General features: G+C 70.0%; 21 protein-coding genes and 1 tRNA gene. 16 read left to right on the top strand and 6 right to left on the bottom strand.

Annotated features, from left to right (window positions below):
- Window positions 1-298, bottom strand: a 298-nt coding sequence (locus JWN68_RS15975) for an FmdB family zinc ribbon protein (RefSeq protein WP_297740689.1), incomplete at its 3' end; no start/stop codon positions are given.
- Between the two features lie 107 nt (window positions 299-405).
- Between JWN68_RS15975 and JWN68_RS15970 the strand changes: the two genes are divergently transcribed.
- A complete protein-coding gene (locus JWN68_RS15970; RefSeq protein WP_297740687.1) occupies window positions 406-3,015 on the top strand; it encodes a penicillin acylase family protein in 2,610 nt (869 codons plus the stop codon).
- Between the two features lie 16 nt (window positions 3,016-3,031).
- Window positions 3,032-3,748 carry an AIM24 family protein gene (locus tag JWN68_RS15965; RefSeq protein ID WP_297740685.1) on the top strand — a complete coding sequence of 239 codons (717 nt, stop codon included), beginning with the start codon at window positions 3,032-3,034 and terminating at the stop codon, window positions 3,746-3,748.
- On the opposite strand, the gene JWN68_RS15960 is transcribed toward JWN68_RS15965, so the two are convergent.
- Window positions 3,738-4,343, bottom strand: coding sequence for a 5-formyltetrahydrofolate cyclo-ligase (locus JWN68_RS15960; protein WP_297740683.1), 606 nt, complete (start codon window positions 4,341-4,343; stop codon window positions 3,738-3,740). The genes JWN68_RS15965 and JWN68_RS15960 overlap by 11 nt on opposite strands.
- A 22-nt stretch (window positions 4,344-4,365) precedes the next feature.
- Here JWN68_RS15960 and JWN68_RS15955 point away from each other — a divergent pair, with 22 nt between their 5' ends.
- From JWN68_RS15955 to JWN68_RS15920, 8 genes are all read left to right on the top strand, one after another.
- Window positions 4,366-5,748 carry a UTP--glucose-1-phosphate uridylyltransferase gene (locus tag JWN68_RS15955; protein ID WP_297740682.1) on the top strand — a complete coding sequence of 461 codons (1,383 nt, stop codon included), beginning with the start codon at window positions 4,366-4,368 and terminating at the stop codon, window positions 5,746-5,748.
- The gene (glp, locus tag JWN68_RS15950; RefSeq protein WP_297740680.1) at window positions 5,741-6,970 is read left to right on the top strand and encodes a gephyrin-like molybdotransferase Glp; all 1,230 of its coding nucleotides are present in this window, start codon (window positions 5,741-5,743) and stop codon (window positions 6,968-6,970) included. The genes JWN68_RS15955 and glp overlap by 8 nt, the downstream gene beginning before the upstream one ends.
- A complete protein-coding gene (gene moaC, locus JWN68_RS15945; protein ID WP_297740678.1) occupies window positions 6,970-7,443 on the top strand; it encodes a cyclic pyranopterin monophosphate synthase MoaC in 474 nt (157 codons plus the stop codon). Before glp ends, moaC begins: the two co-directional genes overlap by 1 nt.
- The gene (locus JWN68_RS15940) at window positions 7,440-7,910 is read left to right on the top strand and encodes a molybdenum cofactor synthesis domain-containing protein (protein WP_297740676.1); all 471 of its coding nucleotides are present in this window, start codon (window positions 7,440-7,442) and stop codon (window positions 7,908-7,910) included. Before moaC ends, JWN68_RS15940 begins: the two co-directional genes overlap by 4 nt.
- A gap of 13 nt (window positions 7,911-7,923) precedes the next feature.
- Window positions 7,924-8,517: a GNAT family protein gene (locus JWN68_RS15935; protein ID WP_297740674.1), complete on the top strand. Its 594-nt coding sequence runs from the start codon at window positions 7,924-7,926 to the stop codon at window positions 8,515-8,517.
- Window positions 8,518-8,607: 90 nt separating this feature from the next.
- A complete protein-coding gene (locus JWN68_RS15930; RefSeq protein ID WP_297740672.1) occupies window positions 8,608-9,429 on the top strand; it encodes a hypothetical protein in 822 nt (273 codons plus the stop codon).
- Between the two features lie 13 nt (window positions 9,430-9,442).
- Window positions 9,443-9,910 carry an SRPBCC family protein gene (locus JWN68_RS15925; RefSeq protein WP_297740670.1) on the top strand — a complete coding sequence of 156 codons (468 nt, stop codon included), beginning with the start codon at window positions 9,443-9,445 and terminating at the stop codon, window positions 9,908-9,910.
- Window positions 9,911-9,962: 52 nt separating this feature from the next.
- Window positions 9,963-10,038 (top strand) — tRNA-Ala (locus tag JWN68_RS15920).
- Window positions 10,039-10,085: 47 nt separating this feature from the next.
- Here JWN68_RS15920 and JWN68_RS15915 read toward each other — a convergent pair.
- From JWN68_RS15915 to JWN68_RS15900, 4 genes are all read right to left on the bottom strand, one after another.
- Complete coding sequence (locus JWN68_RS15915) at window positions 10,086-10,475, bottom strand: hypothetical protein (RefSeq protein WP_297740668.1); 390 nt, start codon at window positions 10,473-10,475, stop codon at window positions 10,086-10,088.
- 116 nt (window positions 10,476-10,591) lie between these two features.
- Entirely contained in the window at window positions 10,592-11,326 is a 735-nt protein-coding gene (locus JWN68_RS15910) for a GAF and ANTAR domain-containing protein (protein WP_297740666.1), read from the bottom strand.
- A 33-nt stretch (window positions 11,327-11,359) separates the two neighbouring features.
- The gene (locus JWN68_RS15905; RefSeq protein ID WP_297740664.1) at window positions 11,360-12,094 is read right to left on the bottom strand and encodes a GAF and ANTAR domain-containing protein; all 735 of its coding nucleotides are present in this window, start codon (window positions 12,092-12,094) and stop codon (window positions 11,360-11,362) included.
- Window positions 12,095-12,170: 76 nt separating this feature from the next.
- A complete protein-coding gene (locus tag JWN68_RS15900; protein WP_297740662.1) occupies window positions 12,171-13,790 on the bottom strand; it encodes a phospholipid carrier-dependent glycosyltransferase in 1,620 nt (539 codons plus the stop codon).
- A 48-nt stretch (window positions 13,791-13,838) separates the two neighbouring features.
- Here JWN68_RS15900 and rsmI point away from each other — a divergent pair, with 48 nt between their 5' ends.
- The 6 genes from rsmI to JWN68_RS15870 form a co-directional block, all read left to right on the top strand.
- Window positions 13,839-14,699: a 16S rRNA (cytidine(1402)-2'-O)-methyltransferase gene (gene rsmI / locus JWN68_RS15895; RefSeq protein WP_297740660.1), complete on the top strand. Its 861-nt coding sequence runs from the start codon at window positions 13,839-13,841 to the stop codon at window positions 14,697-14,699.
- Window positions 14,686-15,594 (top strand): TatD family hydrolase, encoded by a 909-nt coding sequence (locus tag JWN68_RS15890; protein ID WP_297740658.1) that lies wholly within the window; start codon window positions 14,686-14,688, stop codon window positions 15,592-15,594. The genes rsmI and JWN68_RS15890 overlap by 14 nt, the downstream gene beginning before the upstream one ends.
- Window positions 15,595-15,859: 265 nt before the next feature.
- Window positions 15,860-17,002 carry a resuscitation-promoting factor gene (locus JWN68_RS15885; protein ID WP_297740656.1) on the top strand — a complete coding sequence of 381 codons (1,143 nt, stop codon included), beginning with the start codon at window positions 15,860-15,862 and terminating at the stop codon, window positions 17,000-17,002.
- A gap of 29 nt (window positions 17,003-17,031) precedes the next feature.
- A complete protein-coding gene (gene rsmA / locus JWN68_RS15880; protein ID WP_297740654.1) occupies window positions 17,032-17,895 on the top strand; it encodes a 16S rRNA (adenine(1518)-N(6)/adenine(1519)-N(6))-dimethyltransferase RsmA in 864 nt (287 codons plus the stop codon).
- Window positions 17,889-18,818 (top strand): 4-(cytidine 5'-diphospho)-2-C-methyl-D-erythritol kinase, encoded by a 930-nt coding sequence (locus JWN68_RS15875; RefSeq protein WP_297740652.1) that lies wholly within the window; start codon window positions 17,889-17,891, stop codon window positions 18,816-18,818. Before rsmA ends, JWN68_RS15875 begins: the two co-directional genes overlap by 7 nt.
- On the top strand, window positions 18,818-19,079 hold a 262-nt coding region (locus tag JWN68_RS15870; protein ID WP_297740650.1), incomplete at its 3' end, for an ATP-binding cassette domain-containing protein. The genes JWN68_RS15875 and JWN68_RS15870, both read left to right, overlap by 1 nt.

Here is a 19,079-nt window from a genome sequence, read left to right as displayed (position 1 = left end):
CGGGCGCCGAAGTCGTGGTGGACGAGCCGGAGTCGGCGGAGGTCCCAGACGTGGACTCGGACTTCGACTCGGACTTCGGGGAGTCCGAGGAGGACGAGCCCGACGAGCCCGACGCGTCGCTGGAGCGGCTGTCCGTGCGGTAGAAGCCGGAACCCTTGAACACCACGCCGACCGCGTTGAAGACCTTGCGCAGTCGGCCCTCGCACTCAGGACACACGGTCAGCGAGTCATCGCTGAAGCTCTGGACCTGATCGAAGGCGTGGGGGCATTCAGTGCAGGCGTATTGGTAAGTAGGCATGTGGGCACCCTTGGGGCTATGCAGTCGACGGCGAGATCAGGCGGGCCCGCGACTCGCTGGCACTCCACCCGATCGACTGCCAAGAGTACGGCACAATGCCAGGTGACATGAACGAACAGCCCGCCCCCGCCCCGTCGCTCCGCACCCGGCTGCGCCGGGCACCACGCGGCGTGCGCTGGTCCGCCTATGTCGCGGCAGCGCTCGTGCTGCTCCTGGTGATCCTCCTCACCACCGCCGTCGTCCTCGTACGTCGACCGGTGCCCGTCACCGGTGGCGAGCTCCCGCTCCCAGGTCTCGACGCGGAGGTCGAGGTCATCCGCGACGCCTACGGCATCCCCCAGATCTATGCGGACACCGACGACGACCTGATGCGTGCCCAAGGCTTCGTCGCCGCCCAGGATCGTTTCTTCGAGATGGACTTCCGTCGCCACGTCACCGCTGGGCGGCTCTCGGAGCTGTTCGGCGAGGAGGTGATCGAGACCGACAAATACATCCGCACCATGGGCTGGCGCCGCGTGGCCGAGGAGGAATGGGCGCTGCTCGACACGTCGACGCGCGACGCGCTGACCGCCTACGCCCAGGGGGTCAACGCCTATCTCGAGCAGAACGAGACCAACGAGATCGCCGTGGAATACACGATCCTGGGGCTCGGTGGACTCGACTACGAGCCCGAGCGGTGGGAGCCGGCGGACTCGTTGGCCTGGCTCAAGGCGATGGCCTGGGACCTCAGGGGCAACATGGAGGACGAGATCGACCGCGTCCTTGCCAGCCTTGACCACGCACCCGAGCGGGTCGCCGAGCTCTACCCCGCCTACGACCCGGAGACGCACCCGCCGATCGTCGAGGCGGGTGGGGTCGTGGACGGCGTCTTCGAGCAGAACGCGTCGGGCAACGCGACCCGCAACCCGCGACGCCCAGCCCCCAGCGCCGCGATGGTGCGTGCACTGTCCGACCTCCGCGCGGGGCTGGACCGGATGCCTGAGCTGCTAGGTCGAGGGGAGGGGATCGGCTCCAACTCCTGGGTCGTCGACGGCAAGCACAGCGCGACCGGGCGACCGCTGCTCGCCAACGACCCGCACCTGGGGATCAGTCAGCCCGGCATCTGGATGCAGATGGGTCTGCACTGTCGAGAGCTCGGCTCAGACTGCACCCTCGAGTCCAGCGGCTTCACCTTCGCCGGCGTCCCTGGGGTGATCATCGGGCACAACGCCGACATCGCCTGGGGCTTCACCAACCTCAGTCCCGACGTCACCGACCTCTATCTCGAGCAGATCCGCGGGGAGAACTGGATCCAGGACGGCGAGGAGATCCCGCTGGAGGTGCGCACCGAGACGATCAAGGTGCGAGACGGCGACGAGGTCACCCTCGAGATCCGCGAGACCGGGCACGGTCCCCTCCTCAGCGACGTGAGCGAGGAGCTGACGACCGTCGGCGCCACTGCGGAGGCCGCGGCGACGGCGGCATCGGGGGACGACGAATATGCTGTAGCGCTCCAGTGGACCGCCCTGCAACCGACCACCACCGCGGACGCGGTCCTCGCCCTCAACCGCGCCAGCAACTGGGACGAGTTCCGGGCCGCGGCCAGCGACTTCGCCGTACCAGCCCAGAACATGGTCTATGCCGACCGCGAGGGCCACATCGGATATCAGGCCCCGGGACTCGTCCCCATCCGCAAGTCCGGCAACACCGGCGAGACGCCGGCCGAGGGCTGGCTCTCGGCCAACGACTGGACCGGCGACTACATCCCCTTTGACGGGCTCCCCAACGTCCTCGACCCCGAGGAGGGATTCATCGTCACCGCCAACCAGGCGGTCATCGGCGAGGAGTACCCCTACTTCCTGACCCGCGACTGGGACTACGGCTACCGCGCCACCAGGATCCGGCAGCTGCTCGAGGAGGAGGGCGAGCTCTCGGTCGCGGAGATGACGAACGTCCAGCTCGACACCGCCAATCCCATGGCGGCGACCCTGGTCCCCTACCTCCTCGACATCGACGAGCTCGGGTCCGACTACTACGACGACGGCCAGGAGCTGCTGGCGGGCTGGGACTTCACGCAGCCTCCGGACAGCGCCGCGGCGGCCTACTACAACGTCGTCTGGAGCAACCTCCTGCGCCTCACCTTCCATGACGGCCTCCCTGAAGAGGCCTGGCCCAACGGCGGTGACCGCTGGTTCGCCGTGGTGAGCGAGCTGCTCCGCGATCCGCTCAGTCCGTGGTGGGACGACCGGGCCACCGACGAGGTCGTCGAGTCGCGCGACGACATCCTGCGCCAAGCCCTGCTGGACGCCCGCGACGAGCTCACCCGCCGGCAGGCTCTCGGGCCGGACGAGTGGAGCTGGGGCGACCTGCACCGGCTCGACCTGCGCCACTCGAGCCTCGGCGAGTCGGGTGTCAGGCCCCTCGAGTGGCTCTTCAACCGCGAGGACCACCGCGTCGGTGGCGGCTCGGGCATCGTCGACGCGACGGGCTGGGATGCCGCCGAGGGATACGGCGTCACCGCGGCGCCGTCGATGCGCATGGTGGTCTCGCTGGCGGACTTCGACCGGTCCCGCTACATCAACCTCACCGGCGTCTCCGGACACCCCGGGTCCTCCCACTACAGCGACCAGACCGAGCTCTTCGTCAACGGCGACTACCTCCCGTGGGCCTTCTCGCGAGACGCCGTCGTGGAAGCCGGGGAGAACACCTTGGTGCTCACTCCCGCAGCCGACGACTGATCGCTACGTTGACCGCATGAAGAGCGAACTGTTTGCCGCGGACAACCTCGAGATCAACGACGGGCAGCGCTTCGCCCTCCAGAACAGCCACATGCTGCGGGTCTCGCTGGGTCCTGACGTGCTGGCGGTCAAGGGCGGCATGGTGGCCTTCCAGGGTCAGGTGCGCTTCGACCACGAGAGGTCCGGCTCGATGGCCAAGCTGATCAAGAAGGTCGTCTCCAGCGAGGACATTCCGCTGATGCGCGTGTCGGGGCAGGGCGAGGTGTTCTTCGCCCAGGAGGCCGGCAACGTCCACCTCATCACCCTCGAGGGCGACGGGATCTCGGTGAACGGGCGCAACCTGCTGGCCTTCGACGCCGCGATGGAGTGGGACATCAACCGGGTGCGGGGCGCCGGGATGATGGCTGGGGGCCTGTTCAACACCACCGTCCGGGGCACCGGCACCGTCGCGCTCTGCACGGTCGGCAAGCCGGTCCTCCTCGACTGCTCGCAGCAGCCCACCTTCGTCGACGTGCAGGCCGCGGTCGCCTGGTCGTCCAACCTGGTGCCCAACGTCGTGTCCAGCATGAACATGAAATCGATGCTGCGCGGCGGCTCGGGCGAGGCCTTCCAGTACTCCTTCCACGGGCCGGGGTTCGTCGTCGTCCAGCCCTACGAGTGGGTCGCTCCCGCGTCCGGCTCCGGCGGCAACGGTGGCGCCGGCGGCCTCATCGGGGACCTCCTCAAGGGGTGATGCCTGCGGGGGTGACCACATGGGTCACCCGGCGGTCGTGGGGCTCGGACGGCACCTGCAGTCCCGTCTCGTCCTCGTGGAGCAGTACGGCGACGGGCACCCCGGCACCGACGCGGGCGAGCGCCCGGTCGTAGGAGCCCCCGCCGCGTCCGAGACGATCCCCGTCGACCGAGGCGGCCAGCCCGGGCACGAGGACCACGTCGGCGTCCGCGACGGCGGACACCCCGAGCCCCTCGCCCACCGGCTCGAGCAGTCCCCGGGCGGCGGGCACCAGCTCCCCGGTGAAGGCGACCCAGTCGAGGTCGTTGTCGGGCCGCAGGACCGGGAGCAGCACCCGCTTGCCGGCGCGGGTGAGCTCGTCGAGCACCCGCGTCGTCCCGGGCTCGCGTCCGACGGCGACGTAGGCGGCCACGGTCCCTGCTCGTCGTACGACGTCCCACGCCAGCACGTGCCCGGCGATCGCCTCGGCGGCCGCCACCGACTCGACCAGCGATCGGCGCCGACGGGCCGTCAGGACCTGGTCCCGCAGGGCGAGCTTGGCGATGTTGGCGGCGCTGGCGCCCGGCGGCACGGGGGGCTCGGCTGGTGCTGACACGCAATCAGCCTACGATCGAAGCATGGGTAGCAAAGGCCTCGCCATCGCACGCGCCAAAATGCAGGACGCCGGCGTCGATCCCGTCGCCGTCGACACCTTCGCGCACTACTACCGGCTCCTCGAGCACGGCGAGACCGGGATGATCCCCGAGTCGACGATCGACCCGCTCGACATGGAGGCGCTGGTCGACGTCGAGGTGAGCGACGACGTCGCGGCCGAGGCGATCGGCAGGACCGCGGTCATCAAGCTCAACGGCGGCCTCGGCACCTCGATGGGGATGGACCGCGCCAAGTCCCTCCTGTGTGTGCGCAGGGGCCTGAGCTTCCTGGACATCATCGCCCGGCAGGTGCTGCACCAGCGCGAGAAGTACTCCGCACCGCTCCCGCTGATCTTCATGAACTCCTTCCGAACCTCCTCCGACACCATGGCCGCGCTCGCGCGCTACCAGGACCTCCAGGTCGACGGCCTGCCGCTGGAGTTCCTCCAGAACAAGGTGCCGAAGCTGCTGGCGTCCGACCTCATGCCCGCGGCCTACCCGAAGAACCCCGACCTCGAGTGGTGTCCGCCCGGCCACGGCGACCTCTACACCGCTCTGCGCGGCGCCGGCCTGCTCGGACGGCTGCTCGACGCCGGCTACCGCCACGTCTTCGTGTCCAACTCCGACAACCTCGGCGCCGTGCCCGACGCCAGGGTCGCGGGCTGGTTCGCCGGCACGGGTGCGCCGTTCGCGATCGAGGCCGTACGCCGCACGCAGTCGGACCGCAAGGGCGGGCACTTCGCCCGGCGCAGGTCCGATGGTCGGATCGTGCTGCGGGAGTCCGCTCAGACCCTCGACTCCGACCGGGAGGCGCTGGCCGACCTCGACCGGCACCGGTTCACCTCGACCAACAACCTGTGGTTCGACCTCCGGGCGATGACCGAGACCCTCGATGCTCGCCAGGGGATCCTCGGACTGCCCCTGATCCGCAACGTCAAGCACCTCGACCCCGGCAAGCCCTCGACCCCCGAGGTGATCCAGGTCGAGACCGCGATGGGGGCCGCGATCGAGATCTTCGAAGGTGCTCGCACCATCGAGGTCGGGCGCGACCGCTTCGTGCCGGTGAAGACGACCAACGACCTGCTGGTGCTGCGGTCCGACATCTACGACCTCGGCCAGGACTTCGTGCTGGACCAGGCAACCGAGAGCGTGCCCTTCGTCGATCTCGACAGCGACTACTACAAGCTCGTCGGTGACTTCGACAAGCGCTTCCCGGAAGGCGCGCCGTCGCTGCGCAGGGCGACCTCTCTCGTGGTCGACGGCGACGTCACCTTCGGCCGCGACGTCAGCGTGGTGGGCGACGTCGAGATCAAGGCGCCGTCCGCCCAGCGCGTTCAGGCATCGACGGTGCTGGGGCCCCATGGCTGACCTGCTGCCGGTCCCTGACCTCGTCGAGCGGGTCCTGGCGACGGTCTCGCCGCTGCCTGAGTTCCCGCAGGCGTTGATGGACGCCCTGGGCCTCGCCCTGGCCGAGGACGTGTCCGCCCCGATGTCGTTGCCGAGCTTCGACAACTCGGGGATGGACGGTTATGCCGTGACGTACGCCGATGTGGTCGGCGCGTCGGAGGACACCCCGGTCCATCTGCCCGTCGTCGGGGAGATCGGCGCTGGCCGGGGTGGCCTGATGGCCCTCTCGCCCGGCACGGCAGCGAAGATCATGACCGGGGCCAGGGTGCCCGCCGGTTGCGACGCCGTCGTGCCCTACGAGTGGACCGACCGTGGTGTCGCCCAGGTGCGCATCACCCGGCCACCGCGGCAGCACCAGCACATCCGCGTCGCTGGCGACGACATCGTCGAGGGCGACCTGCTGCTTGAGCACGGGACCGTCCTCGGCCCCCGCCACCTCGGCCTGCTCGCGGCCGTCGGGCGGGCCACCGTGCGGTGCCGGCCGCGCCCGCGCGTGGTCGTCATCTCCACCGGGTCCGAGCTGCGCGACCCGGGATCCAACCTTGGTCACGACTCGATCTACGACGGCAACTCCTACCTCCTGGCTGCCGCCGCCCGGGCCGCAGGAGCGATCGCCTACCGCGTCGGGATCGTGCCGGACGACCCGCGGACCTTCACCGACGCGCTCAGCGACCAGCTCGTCCGTGCCGACCTGGTCGTCACCAGCGGGGGCGTGAGCGAGGGCGACTTCGACGTCGTCAAGGAGGCCCTCTCCTCGCTGGGCTCGGTGTGGTTCGGCGGCGTCGCGATGCAACCCGGCAAGCCGCAGGGTTTCGGCACCATCGGCGAGGACCAGACGCCGATCTTCACGCTGCCGGGCAACCCCGTCTCTGCCTATGTCTCCTTCGAGACCTTCGTGCTGCCGGCGATCCGCCGGATGATGGGCAAGCTCCCCTACTCTCGCCCGCTGTCGCGCGCCCGGCTCACCCACGCGATCTCCTCGCCCGAGGGCAAGCAGCAGATGGTGCGGGCTTCCTGGGAGAGCGACCGTGGGGGAGCGTTCGTCTCGCCCGTCGGTGGCCACGGCTCGCACCTCCTGGGGGATCTCGCGGCGAGCAACGCCCTCATCGTCGTCCCCGCGGCGACCACCGCGCTCCAGGCCGGCGACATGGTGCAGGTGCTCAAGCTGGACGAGGAGTTCTGATGGGGTCTTCCTTCTCCCACATCGACGACTCGGGCGCTGCTCGCATGGTCGACGTGTCCGACAAGGCGGTGACCGCCCGGACGGCGTCTGCCTCCGGCCGCGTGCTGGTCTCCGAGGCCGTGATCACCCTGCTGCGAGGCGCCGGGGTGCCCAAGGGCGACACGCTCGCGGTCGCCCGGCTCGCGGGGATCATGGGGGCCAAGCAGACGCCGTCGCTGATCCCCTTGTGCCATCCGCTCGCGCTGTCGTCGGTCACCGTGGACCTCACCGTCACCGACGCGTCGGTCGACATCGTGGCGACCGTCGCCACCACCGACCGGACGGGGGTCGAGATGGAGGCACTGACGGCCGTGGCCGTGGCAGCACTGACCGTCATCGACATGGTCAAGGCGGTCGACAAGGCGGCCGTGATCACCGATGTCCGGGTGGAGACGAAGTCCGGTGGCAGGTCCGGCGACTGGACGCGCGGATGAAGGCCGTCGTCGTCGTGGCCTCCAACCGGGCCGCAGCCGGCGTGTATGCCGACGAGACGGGCCCCCTGATCACGGCGTGGCTGACCGACCAGGGCTTCGTCGTGGACCAGCCCGTCGTCGTACCGGACGGAGACCCCGTCGGCGCAGCGATCGCCACCGCCGTCGCCGAGGGCGCCCGGGTGGTGCTGACCACGGGTGGCACCGGGCTCACCCCGACCGACCGCACACCTGAGGCAACCCTCCCGCTCCTCGATCGAGAGATCCCCGGGATCGCCGACGCCATCCGCTCGCACGGCCTGGCCAACGGGGTCCCCACGGCCGCCCTCTCGCGCGGACTGGCCGGGGTCGCGGGCTCGTGCCTGGTGGTCAATCTCCCCGGCTCGCGCGGTGGCGTCAAGGACGGCTTGACCGTGCTGGCGCCGGTGCTGCGGCACGCCGTGGAGCAGATCGTCGGCAGCGACCATTGATCGACCGACGCTCATGACGACGGCACCCGGCTGGCCCGCCCGGCTCACCGATGACGGAGTCACGCTGCGCCCACTCGTCGGCGCCGACGCGCAGGCCTGGCGTGAGGTGCGACAGCGCAACGGCGACTGGCTCAAGCAGTGGGACGCCACCGTGCCGCCGGGGGCGACCAGCGCAGGCGGCAGCTACGCGCAGGTCGTACGCCGCCTGCGCAAGCTCGCTCGACAGGGTCAGTCGATGCCCTTCGCGATCGAGGTCGACGGGCGCTTCGTCGGTCAGGTGACGGTCAACAACATCGTCCGGGGGTCGGCGCAGTTCGCCTCGTTGGGCTACTGGCTGGACCGTTCGGTGGCCGGCCGGGGCATCATGCCGACCGCCGTGGCCATGGTCATCGACCACTGCTTCACCACGGCAGGTCTGCACCGGATCGAGGTCTGCGTCCGCCCCGAGAACACGAACTCATTGCGGGTGGTGGAGAAACTGGGGCTGCACGAAGTCGGCTATGCCCCCCGGTTCCTGCACATCAACGGGGACTGGCGCGACCACCGGATCTTCGCGGTGACCGTCGAGGACTGCCCCGGGGGAATGCTGGCGCGGCTGTCCTCCTGAGGCGCTGATCCCACGAGTCACACCAGTTGTTTTGCGACACACCTGTGGACATCCGTCCCATGTGCGGGTATCGAACCTAATCTCGGGGTCGTGGACCCGAGTGCGCTGATCTTCGTTGCCCTGGCGGTCGCCTGGGCCCTCTACCTGATCCCGAAGGCGCTGGAGCACCACGACGATGTTGTTCGCAGCCGCTCGATCGACCGTTTCTCGCACACCATGCGCGTGCTGGCGCGACGCGAACCCGTCAACGCCCGCGCTGCCCGTCTCGTCGTCACCCCCGGCCGCCAGCGGTCCGTGCCGACGGTCGAGACCAAGGCCTCCAGCGTCGCCCCGATCCAGCCGTCGTACGCCGCGCGCCGCGACGCTGTTCGCAAGGCCACCAAGCGTCGCCGCAACGTGCTGGCCGCCATCCTGCTCGTCAACACGGTCGTCATCGGCCTGGCCGGTGCCCAGGTGATCACCTGGCCCTATGTCGCCGTCCCGGCCGGTCTCCTCGTCATGTGGCTCGTCGCCTGCCGGGTGATGGTCAAGGGCGAGCGGGCCGCCGCGCGCCCCGTCACGATCACGATCCCCGTCGAGATTCCCGTCGAGATCCTCGATGACCTGCCCGAGACCACGGACTCGCCGATGGTGCCTGAGGTCGAGGCGCTCGCCGAAGGCGCTCAACCGGACCGCGCCGAAGACGCTCAACCGGACCGCGCCGAAGGCGCCTGGGACATGGTGCCGACCACCTTGCCGACCTACGTCTCCAAGCCGGCCGCTGTGCGGCGTACGGTCCAGACGATCGACCTGGAATCGACGGGTGTCTGGTCCTCGGGTCGCAACGACGACGACAGTGCCCTGGCCCGCGGCGCGGAGGAGTCCGAGCGCCTCGCCCGTGCCGAGGCCGAGCGGCGCGCCACCGGTTCCTGATTGGATGGGTCGTATGCCCACCGTCAGCCTGTCCCAGTCCCGCGCCGTGCCTGTCCCGGTCGACGAGGCCTTCGACCGGGTGCTGGCACATCCGCTGCCCGAGATCTTCCGTCGACGCCGGCTCGCGATCCCACCGATCAAGCGCGTGCGCGACCAGCAGGGCGAGTGGGGAACCGTCGGTCAGACCCGCACCATCGTCCTGGCCGACGGCGGCACCATGCTCGAGACCCTGACGTCGAACGACCGTCCGCACAGCTTCGGCTACACCATCTCCGCGATCCGTGGCCCGATGAAGCCGCTCGTGGCCAGCGCCGACGGTCGGTGGACCTTCGAGACGGCTGGGACCGGCACCCGCATCACCTGGGCCTGGGAGCTGACCCCCACACCCGCCGGCCGGGTGGCGATGCCGGCCTTCGCGACGATGTGGCGCGGCTACGCCCGGCAGGCGCTCGAGGAGATCGAAGGCATCCTGCTCAGGTGAGCGGACACGATTGTGAGGCACTCAATCGCGGGTGCTATCTTTCCAATCGCCTGGGGGTGTGGCGCAGCTGGTAGCGCGTCTCGTTCGCATCGAGAAGGCCAGGGGTTCGAGTCCCCTCACCTCCACCAGAGCTCGTGCCGGTAGGCCCCCATGGGGCCGGCCGGTGGCGGCCCGGCTACGGCGGGTCTTCCTCGATCTTGAGCATCAGCAGGCAGCGCGGGTCGGACGTGAAGAGCACGGTCACGTCCCGATGGACTGCGCAGCGCGCCCCCTCGACCAGGTCCTCGTAGGCCTGGACATCGCGTGACGTGAGGTCGTCGAGGTCGACGAGGATGTAGCGGCGACGCTCGCTGACGAGCTTCTCCACGATGGTCCGCAGCCTGGGAGCAGCGCTGGCGTCGATCTCGCCGGAGAGAAGGACCAGCCCGACCCCATGGATGTCGGTGCCCGACTGCACCGTGATCTCGAGGCGCCGAAGAGTCTCGTCGGGCTGCGTGTCGGGCTGCTCGTCGACCTGCACACTGGGCTCGACGAGCCGCAGCGCATGATTCTTCGACGTTGTCATGACGGGCACCCGGATCTGTTGGGCGTCACCGGGTCTGGGGCAACGGGACCGGTCTGGACCTCGACCGTCCCGCAAGGCTAACCGAGAAGACCCGGGGCGGGGAACACGCCCTGGGGTCAGATGCCGCGGTGTGGCGTGGTGAGCCCGCTGACGCCCGCCGAGTCGGTCGTCACGGCGGTGGCGACCTCCGTCAGGGACCGTCCCCGCGCTCGTGCAAAGGAGCGCAGCATGTCGAAGGCCCGGTCGGTGCTGCAGCCGTGGATCTGCGACAGGGCACCCTTGGCCTGCTCGATCGCGATGCGACTGTTCAGCGCGCCCTGGAGCTGCTCGGTGAGGACCTCCGCGCGTCGGATGGCTCGTTCCTGCAGCAGGCCGACGGTCGCCACGTCCGCCAGGGCCTGGACGACCGTCCGGTCGAACGCGGTCATCTCGGTGGCGGTGTCGCTGAAGAGGTTGAGCGCGCCGATGACCTCGCCGCGCAGGCGCATCGGGAAGGCGTGCACCGCGCCGAAGCCGGCGGCGACCGCATGGGGGGCGAAGTGTGGCCAACGGTCGACAGCCGTCGCGAGATCTGTGGCAATGACCGCCACGCCGGTGCTGAAGCAGTCCTGGCAGGGACCTTCATGGGCCTGGAGCTGGAAGAGCTCCAGCATCTCCGTGCGCTCGTCCGAGGCCGCCATGAGGTGGAGCCGGGCGTTGTGGTCGGACAGGAGCAGTCCGGCTGCCGTGACGTCGAACATCTCGGAGGTTCGGGTGGTCAGCATCTGCATGAACTCGATGACGTCGAAGTCGTCGACGAGCGTGTCGGCCACCTCCACGAACACCGCGGCGAGCTGCTCGGTCGCGATCATGACTTTCCCTCCGCAGCGTGCCGGCTGACGCTCTCAGCCATCGGACTCGAACACTATTCTACGCGCCACCACGTCCGCGGCGACATCGTTCAGGGGTCGGTCCTCGGCATAGGCGTGAGCCCGCAGCCGCACCATCGCCTCGGCGAGGCTGACGCCGAGCTGCACCTGCACCATCCCTTGGGCCTGGTAGACGAGGAACGAGTCCTCGATGGCAGTCTCCAGCACACCGAGTGCTGAGCGCGAAATCAGCTGAGAGCGTTGCTGAGCTGCCAGCAGCGCCTTCATCGCTGCCTCGGTGAAGGCCAGGGCACGCTGCAGGGTGGCGGGGGGCAGCGGCCCGGCCTGCTCACGGAAGACGTCCAGCGCCCCCAGGCGAGCCGCGCCGACCTGGAGAGGGAAGGCGAACACGGCCCGCACCCCGAGGTCCATCGCTGCCGGGGCGTAGCCCGGCCACCGCGTGCGCGCGGGGTACGAGAGGTCCGGCGTCAGGACCGGGCGGCCGAAGGCATGGGCATCGAGGCAGGGGCCCTCGCCCAGGGTGAACTGCAGCTGCTCGATGGTCTCGCTGGCGGGGCTCGAGCAGGCAAGAACACTGAACGCCCCCTCCGCCGAGATCACGCTCATACCCACCCCGGACGCGGACAGCTCGCGGGTGGCAGCGCGACACAACCGCTGCATCCACCCCGCGAGATCGGGCTTGTCGCCGTCCTGGCCGGGCTCGTCGGCCACGACGGAGCTGACAGCGCGACGCGAGGCTGGGACAGTCACGCCGGCTCCCTTCCCAGGAATGCATCGAAGGTCTGGGCCAGACACAGCTGGATGGCCCCGATTGTAGCCCCGCACCTCAGATCCAGCGCGTGAACCAGATCCGCTGCAGCCACTCGGAGTGGGTGATCAGCTGGTCGGTCCACACCGGCCAGAACCATGCGAACGCCAGGACGACCAGCACGACGTAGGAGCCCGCGATGACGACCCCGGTCGTACGCCGAGGGCTGACCACGTCGGTCGGGCCGACCATGCTCCCGAGGGCCAACGTCAGCGCCAGCACGAGGAACGGCAGGCAGGCGATCGCATAGAAGATGAAGATCGGCCGGTCGTCGTACAACAGCCAGGGCAACCACGTCGACGCCACGCCGACGACGCCGACCCCGAAGCGCCAGTCGCGCCCGCCGAGCCAGCGGACGACCCCGAAGGCCAGGGCCACCGACCCCGCCCACCAGATCAGGGGGTTGCCGAGCAGCAGCACCTGGCGCAGGCAGGTCGAGCCCGCCGGCGCTTCGCAGCCCATGGTCCCGGGCCGGATGTCCAGCTGTGCGTCGACCCCTACGGGACGGCTCATCAGCAGCCAGCCGCCGGGCTTCGAGGCGTAGACGTGGGTGCTGTCGTTGAGGAAGTGGGAGTGGAAGGCGTAGACGTCCTGGTGGTAGTTCGCGAGCGAGCGCAGCGACTGCCACACCTCGCCCGCACCACTGGCATCGGGCTCGCTGGCCGTCGACCAGGCCAAGCCATCGCCATACGTCGTGTACTGCGTGTCGCTGAGTGTCTCCTCGTACTCCCCGGCGTTCATCATCCAGCCGGTCCAGGTGCTGACGTAGACGACGAACGCGACCATCACCAGGCTGACGAAGGCGATGGGGCCGTCGACGAGGAGCGCCTTCACCACGGCGTTCGGATGCCCGAACGACCGTCGGGCGCCGTAGTTCCACGCGGTCAGCAGCAGGCCGAACGCGGCGAGGGGGAACAGGGCCGTCCACTTGGTGCCGACGGCGAGACCGAAGCTGACACCAGCCGCCAGCAGCCATGGCCTGAGGAGAGCGCGGGTGGCGCCCTGGGCAAGCCGCGCTCGGAACCACTGTCGGTCCGCGACGACACAGTGGACCCCCAGCAGGATGAAGAAGGCGAGGAAGATGTCGAGCAGAGCGAGCCGGGACAGCACGAGCTGCAGCCCGTCCAGGGCGAGCAGGAGCCCACCGACCAGCCCGAGCGCGGTCGAGCCGGTCACGCGGCGCACGAAGCGACACATCAGCAGCACCATCAGCGAGCCCACCACGGCAGCGGCGATGCGCCAGCCGAAGGGGTCCATGCCGAAGGCCTTCTCGCCCAGCGCGATGATCCACTTCCCGACCTCGGGATGGACCACCATCGACGGGTCGTCCTGCCACAACCCGGTCGGGCTCCCGTTGAGGATCGTCTTGTCCGCGTCCTCGACGTAGGTCCGGACGTAGCCGTGGTTGAGCATCGACCACGCGTCCTTGGCGTAGTACGTCTCATCGAAGCTGAACTGGTGCGGAGTGCCGAGCTTCCACCAACGGAGGAAGAACGCCAGCCCGGTCAGCGCGAGGGCGAGCGTCCAGCCGATGAGCGGGTCCTCGGAGCGCCAGCGCGGTCGCGCACGCTCCTGCGCCGAGGGCACCTCGCTGCCCGCGGCGGTGCGCGAGAGGCCAGCGGCAGCGGGAGCGGACACGAGGCGACTCTAGAACGTCCACGTCGAGGGCCCTGACATGATCGGTCCATGCCAGACACAGGGTCCGACACCGGGTCCGCCCAGGGAGTTCTCGTGCTGGCCGCGACCCCGATCGGGCAGACCGGCGATGCCCCACCCCGGCTCGCCGCCGAGCTCGCGGCCGCCGACGTGGTCGCGGCTGAGGACACGCGCCGGCTCAAGCGGCTCACCAGCGAGCTGGGCGTCACCCTCACCGGGCGCGTCGTGTCCTACTTCGAGGGCAACGAGTCGGCCCGCACCCCCGTCCTGCTGGCGGCGCTGCTGGCGGGCGAGCGGGTGGTGCTGGTGACCGACGCGGGGATGCCCAGCGTCTCCGACCCCGGCTACCGGCTCGTCGTCGCCGCGGTCGAGCACGACATCCGGGTCACTGCGGTCCCCGGCCCGAGCGCCGTGCTGACCGCGCTCGCGGTGAGCGGACTCCCCGTCGACCGGTTCTGCTTCGAGGGCTTCCTGCCGCGCAAGGCCGGTGAGCGGAGCCGCCGGCTCTCCGGGCTGCTCCGCGAGGAGCGGACGATGGTCTTCTTCGAGGCGCCCCATCGCACCCAGGCTGCCCTCGCTGCCATGGCCGAGTCGTGGGGTGGCGACCGGGCTGCCGCCGTGTGCCGCGAGCTCACCAAGACGCACGAAGAGGTACGCCGCGGCCCGCTCGCCGACCTCGTGGCGTGGGCCGCTGAAGGTGTCCGGGGAGAGGTCACCATCGTCGTGGCGGGTGCTCTTGCACGGGCCGAGGTCGACAGCGACCCCGAGTCCCTGCGTGCCGCCGTGGCCGAGGAGGAGGCCTCGGGGGCCACCCGCAAGGAAGCGATCGCGGACGTGGCGCGCAGGTCCGGCGTCCCCAGACGAGAGGTGTACGACCTTGTCCACAGATGACTCCGCGAACGGGGCGACGAACGAGCCGACCCGCGTCCGCGCAGCGACCGAGGAGACGTCCGGGGCGCGCCGAGACCGGGAGCGCCCGCCGGCACCCGACCCGCTGCCGCTGCCCGTCGTCGACAACCACTGCCACCTTGACATCGCCGACGGGGAGTGGCTGGCGACCCGCGAGGCCATCGATCTCGCGACGAGCGTCAACGTAGGCCGCATCGTGCAGATCGGGTGCGACCTGCCGGGCGCCCGGTGGGCCGTCGCCGCGGCTGCCGAGCACCCGGAGCTGATCGCCGGGGTCGCGCTGCACCCCAACGAGGCGCCCCGCGTGGCCGACCTCGACGCAGCGATGGCGGAGATCGAGGAACTGGCCGGCGCCCACGACAAGGTGCGCGCCGTGGGAGAGACGGGACTCGACCACTTCCGGACGGGTGCCGATGGTCTCGCCGTGCAGCAGGAGAGCTTCCGGCGGCACATCGACCTCGCCAAGCGGCTCGACAAGACCTTGGTGGTCCACGACCGCGACGCCCATGCCGAGGTCCTGCAGATCCTCGATGAGGAGGGTGCGCCTGAGCGTTGGGTGATGCACTGCTTCTCCGGCGACGCGGAGTTCGCGCGCGCGTGCCTTGACCGGGGCGCGCACCTGAGCTTCGCGGGCACCATCACCTTCAAGAACGCCTCGAACATCCGCGAGGCGCTGTCCTTCGCCCCACTCCACCGGATCCTCGTCGAGACGGATGCGCCCTTCCTCGCCCCCACGCCCTACCGCGGTCGCCCCAACGCGTCCTACCTCGTGCCGCACGTCGTCCGGGCGATGGCCGAGGTCCGAGGCGACGAGCTGGAAGGTCTGTGCCACGCCCTCGACGTCAACACCGAGCAGGCCTTCGGCGGGGCCTGGTAGGAGGGGCGAGAAGGAGCACCGGAGGGCGAGACACTGGTCACTCGCCCACCCGAATTCTGCCGTTCGACTTTGAACCACCCCACCTGCCCGTTATCGTCCTGTGATTGTTGGCCGGGATCGGAAAAGATCCGCCAGCGCCCGGAGGGCGGTATGAGCCTCTCCGCGAGTCCCCCGCTCGCACCTAGGTCCGCCACCCCCGGCGGTCGGAGATGCACGTGGGCGCGCTGACGTTCCGAGGCCCGGGAAGTACGACGTTCGGAGCATCGTGCGCGCACGCATTGCACGCCTCAGCACCTCCAAAGCACTCCTGGCAACCCTCGTGGCCGCCATCGTCGTCGCCATCGGCGGCTCGACGCTGGGCTACGCAGCCCTCACCAAGTCGGTGACCTTGTCCCTCGACGGACAGACGAAGACCGTGGACGCCAGCGGCGACACCGTCGGCGACGTCCTCGCAGCCGAAGGCATCGAGATCACCGACAAGGACCGCGTCGCGCCCCCGCTCGACGAGACCGTCGACGACGGCACCCGCATCTCGGTCCACTTCGCCCGTCCGTTCGAGCTCATCGTCGACGGCGAGGAGACCACCCACTGGGTCAATGCGACCGACGTGGCCAGCGCCCTCGGCGAGGTCGGCCGCGGCTTCTCCACCTCCGACCTCTCGATGAGCCGCAACGCCACGATCTCCCGCAGCGGGACCCGCCTCGAGATCACGACGCCGAAGAACCTCGAGGTCGAGGTCGGCAAGCAGCGCGTCGAGAAGCACAAGATCACGGCGCTGACGGTGGCCGAGGTCTTCGAGGAGCTCGGCGTCAAGGTCTCCAAGCACGACGTCGTCAAGCCCCGCCTGGGCTCCGAGGTCGCCGACGGCGACAAGATCGTCCTCACCGACGTCCGCATCGTCACCAAGCGGGTCCGCAACGAGTCCGTCGACTTCACCACCGTCGAGCGCGCGGACGCCTCGATGTACGAGGGAGAGGACGAGGTCGCCCGCTCGGGTCGTCCCGGCCTGCGCGACGTCACCTACAAGCTGACCGTGCGCAACGGCAAGACCGTCGCGTCCCGGGTCGTGCGGTCCGAGGTCGTCCGCAAGCCCGTCAACGCGGTCGTCAAGGTGGGCACCAAGGACAAGCCGGAGCCCGTGAGCTCGACCAACTTCGCCGGCGGGAGCACCGTCTGGGACGCCCTCGCACAGTGCGAGTCCGGCGGCAACTGGGCGATCAACACCGGCAACGGCTATTACGGCGGCCTCCAGTTCAGCCTGGGCACCTGGCAGGCGTACGGCGGCACCGGCCTGCCCAGCAGCGCGTCGCGGGAGACCCAGATCGCGATCGCGACCAAGCTGCGCGACGCCTCGGGCGGGTACGGCGCCTGGCCGGGCTGTTCGAGCAAGCTGGGCCTGCCCCGCTGAGGACTTCGGGGGCCTCTAGGCTCTGGCACATGACAACCCCTTCCGCCGGTCCGAGGCTCCTCGGGCCGGCGGAGGTGCGAGCACTGGCCGCCGAGCTGGACCTGCGTCCGACCAAGCAGCGTGGCCAGAACTTCGTCATCGACGCCAACACCGTGCGCCGGATCGTGCGCGACTCGGGGATCGAACCGCACGACGTCGTGCTGGAGGTCGGGCCGGGTCTGGGCTCGTTGACCCTGGGCCTGCTCGAGGTCGCCCAGCGGGTGGTGGCCGTCGAGATCGACCCGTTGCTGGCCGGGCGCCTGCCGGCGACCATCGCCGAGTTCGCACCCCAGCAGGCGGGCGCCTTCGAGGTGGTGCTGGGCGACGCCATGCGGATCGAGGAGATCCCCGGCCCGCCGCCCACAGCTCTGGTCGCCAACCTGCCCTACAACGTGTCGGTGCCGGTCCTCATCCACATGCTCACCCTCCTGCCGGCGCTCGAGCGCGGGCTGGTGATGGTGCAGGCCGAGGTGGCCGACCGGCTGGCCGCCGGACCCGGGTCGAAGGTCTATGGCATCCCGTCGGTCAAGGCCGCCTGGTTCGCCGATGTGCGCCGCGCCGGCGCGATCGGGCGCAACGTCTTCTGGCCGGCGCCCAACGTCGCCTCCGGCCTGGTCGCGTGGACCCGGTGCGACCCACCGTCCACCAGTGCGACGCGCACGCAGGTCTTCACGGTGGTCGATGCAGCCTTCGCCCACCGCCGCAAGCAGATCCGCGCGGCACTGCGCCCGTTGGCCGGCTCGAGCGAAGCAGCCGAGCATGCCCTGGGGCAGGCGGGCATCGACCCGACGGCTCGCGGCGAGGTCCTGACCGTGGCCGACTTCGCCCGGATCGCCGAGGGCATGCCGTGGTGACCGCACTCCGCTCGCCGGTCTCCGTCTCGGTCCGCGCCGCCGCGAAGATCAACCTGCACCTCGGCGTGGGCGCGGTGCGCGCCGACGGTTTCCACCCCCTCGACACCGTCTACCAGGCGATCGGGCTCTACGACGACGTCACGATGACCGCCCATCACCACACGGGGATCGTCCTCGAGACGGCCGACTACATCGACCCCGCAGACATCCCCTCGGCCTCGGAGAACATCGCCATCCGCGCGTTGGATCTGGTCCGCGCGCACTCCGGCCGCGACGGCCACGAACGCCTCGACCTCATCAAGTCGATCCCCGTGGCCGGCGGGATGGCAGGGGGCTCGGCCGACGCCGCAGCGACGCTGCTGGCCTATGACCGACTGCACGGCTGTGGACTGTCCGACGAGGTGCTCCTCGAGCTCGCGGCCGAGCTGGGAAGCGACGTCCCGTTCTCCTTGGTCGGGGGTACGGCGCGTGGTCGCGGCCGCGGTGAGCTGGTGCAACCCCTCGACGACCAGGGCACGTGGTGGTGGGTCGCCGTGCCGTCGAGGCTCGGCTTGTCGACGCCGGACGTCTACCGGCACTTCGACCGTCTCTTCCCCCACGCGCTGGCCGAACCGGCCGAACCCGCCGACCTGCTGTCCGCGCTGGCCAGCGGCGAGCCGCTCCGGCTGGCTCGCACCCTGCACAACGACCTCCAGGGGCCGGCGATCGACCTGCGCCCGGACCTCGGCATCCTGATCGAGCGGGGTGAGAGGGAGGGCGCTCTGCGCGGCCTCGTCTCGGGCTCCGGCCCGACCTGCATCTTCCTGTGCGACTCCCTCGACGGGGCACATGCGGTCGTCGCCGGCCTGCGTGGCGCAGGGCACGACGTCGTACTCATCGCGAACGGCCCTGTGGCCGGCGCACACTTCCTGGAGCTTCCCTGATGGCCAACCTGATCAACCTCGAAAAGGTCTCCAAGGCCTACGGCATCCGACCGTTGCTGAGCGAGGTCTCGCTCGGCATCAGTGTCGGGGAGCGCATCGGCATCGTCGGTCGCAACGGCGACGGCAAGACCACCCTGCTCGAGGTGATGACTGGCCTCGAGGAGCCCGACGCCGGCCGGGTCTCGATGAACCGTGGCGTCGAGATCGGCTACCTCCACCAGGGCGACGAGCTTGTCGACACCCACTCCGTGCGCGAGGCCG

The sequence above is a fragment of the Nocardioides sp. genome, assembly GCF_025964975.1.
In the GTDB taxonomy this organism is placed as follows: domain Bacteria; phylum Actinomycetota; class Actinomycetes; order Propionibacteriales; family Nocardioidaceae; genus Nocardioides.
This window is presented reverse-complemented; position numbering and strand designations above follow the sequence as displayed.

What these genes read in the sequence shown, in the direction of transcription:
- JWN68_RS15910 (WP_297740666.1), bottom strand. Translation starts at nt 11,326, where the DNA reads ATGATCGCGACCGAGCAGCTCGCCGCGGTGTTCGTGGAGGTGGCCGAC.
- JWN68_RS15915 (WP_297740668.1), bottom strand. Translation starts at nt 10,475, where the DNA reads ATGACAACGTCGAAGAATCATGCGCTGCGGCTCGTCGAGCCCAGTGTG.
- rsmA (WP_297740654.1), top strand. Translation starts at nt 17,032, where the DNA reads ATGACAACCCCTTCCGCCGGTCCGAGGCTCCTCGGGCCGGCGGAGGTG.
- JWN68_RS15925 (WP_297740670.1), top strand. Translation starts at nt 9,443, where the DNA reads ATGCCCACCGTCAGCCTGTCCCAGTCCCGCGCCGTGCCTGTCCCGGTC.
- rsmI (WP_297740660.1), top strand. Translation starts at nt 13,839, where the DNA reads ATGCCAGACACAGGGTCCGACACCGGGTCCGCCCAGGGAGTTCTCGTG.
- moaC (WP_297740678.1), top strand. Translation starts at nt 6,970, where the DNA reads ATGGGGTCTTCCTTCTCCCACATCGACGACTCGGGCGCTGCTCGCATG.
- JWN68_RS15965 (WP_297740685.1), top strand. Translation starts at nt 3,032, where the DNA reads ATGAAGAGCGAACTGTTTGCCGCGGACAACCTCGAGATCAACGACGGG.
- JWN68_RS15970 (WP_297740687.1), top strand. Translation starts at nt 406, where the DNA reads ATGAACGAACAGCCCGCCCCCGCCCCGTCGCTCCGCACCCGGCTGCGC.
- glp (WP_297740680.1), top strand. Translation starts at nt 5,741, where the DNA reads ATGGCTGACCTGCTGCCGGTCCCTGACCTCGTCGAGCGGGTCCTGGCG.
- JWN68_RS15955 (WP_297740682.1), top strand. Translation starts at nt 4,366, where the DNA reads ATGGGTAGCAAAGGCCTCGCCATCGCACGCGCCAAAATGCAGGACGCC.
- JWN68_RS15935 (WP_297740674.1), top strand. Translation starts at nt 7,924, where the DNA reads ATGACGACGGCACCCGGCTGGCCCGCCCGGCTCACCGATGACGGAGTC.
- JWN68_RS15940 (WP_297740676.1), top strand. Translation starts at nt 7,440, where the DNA reads ATGAAGGCCGTCGTCGTCGTGGCCTCCAACCGGGCCGCAGCCGGCGTG.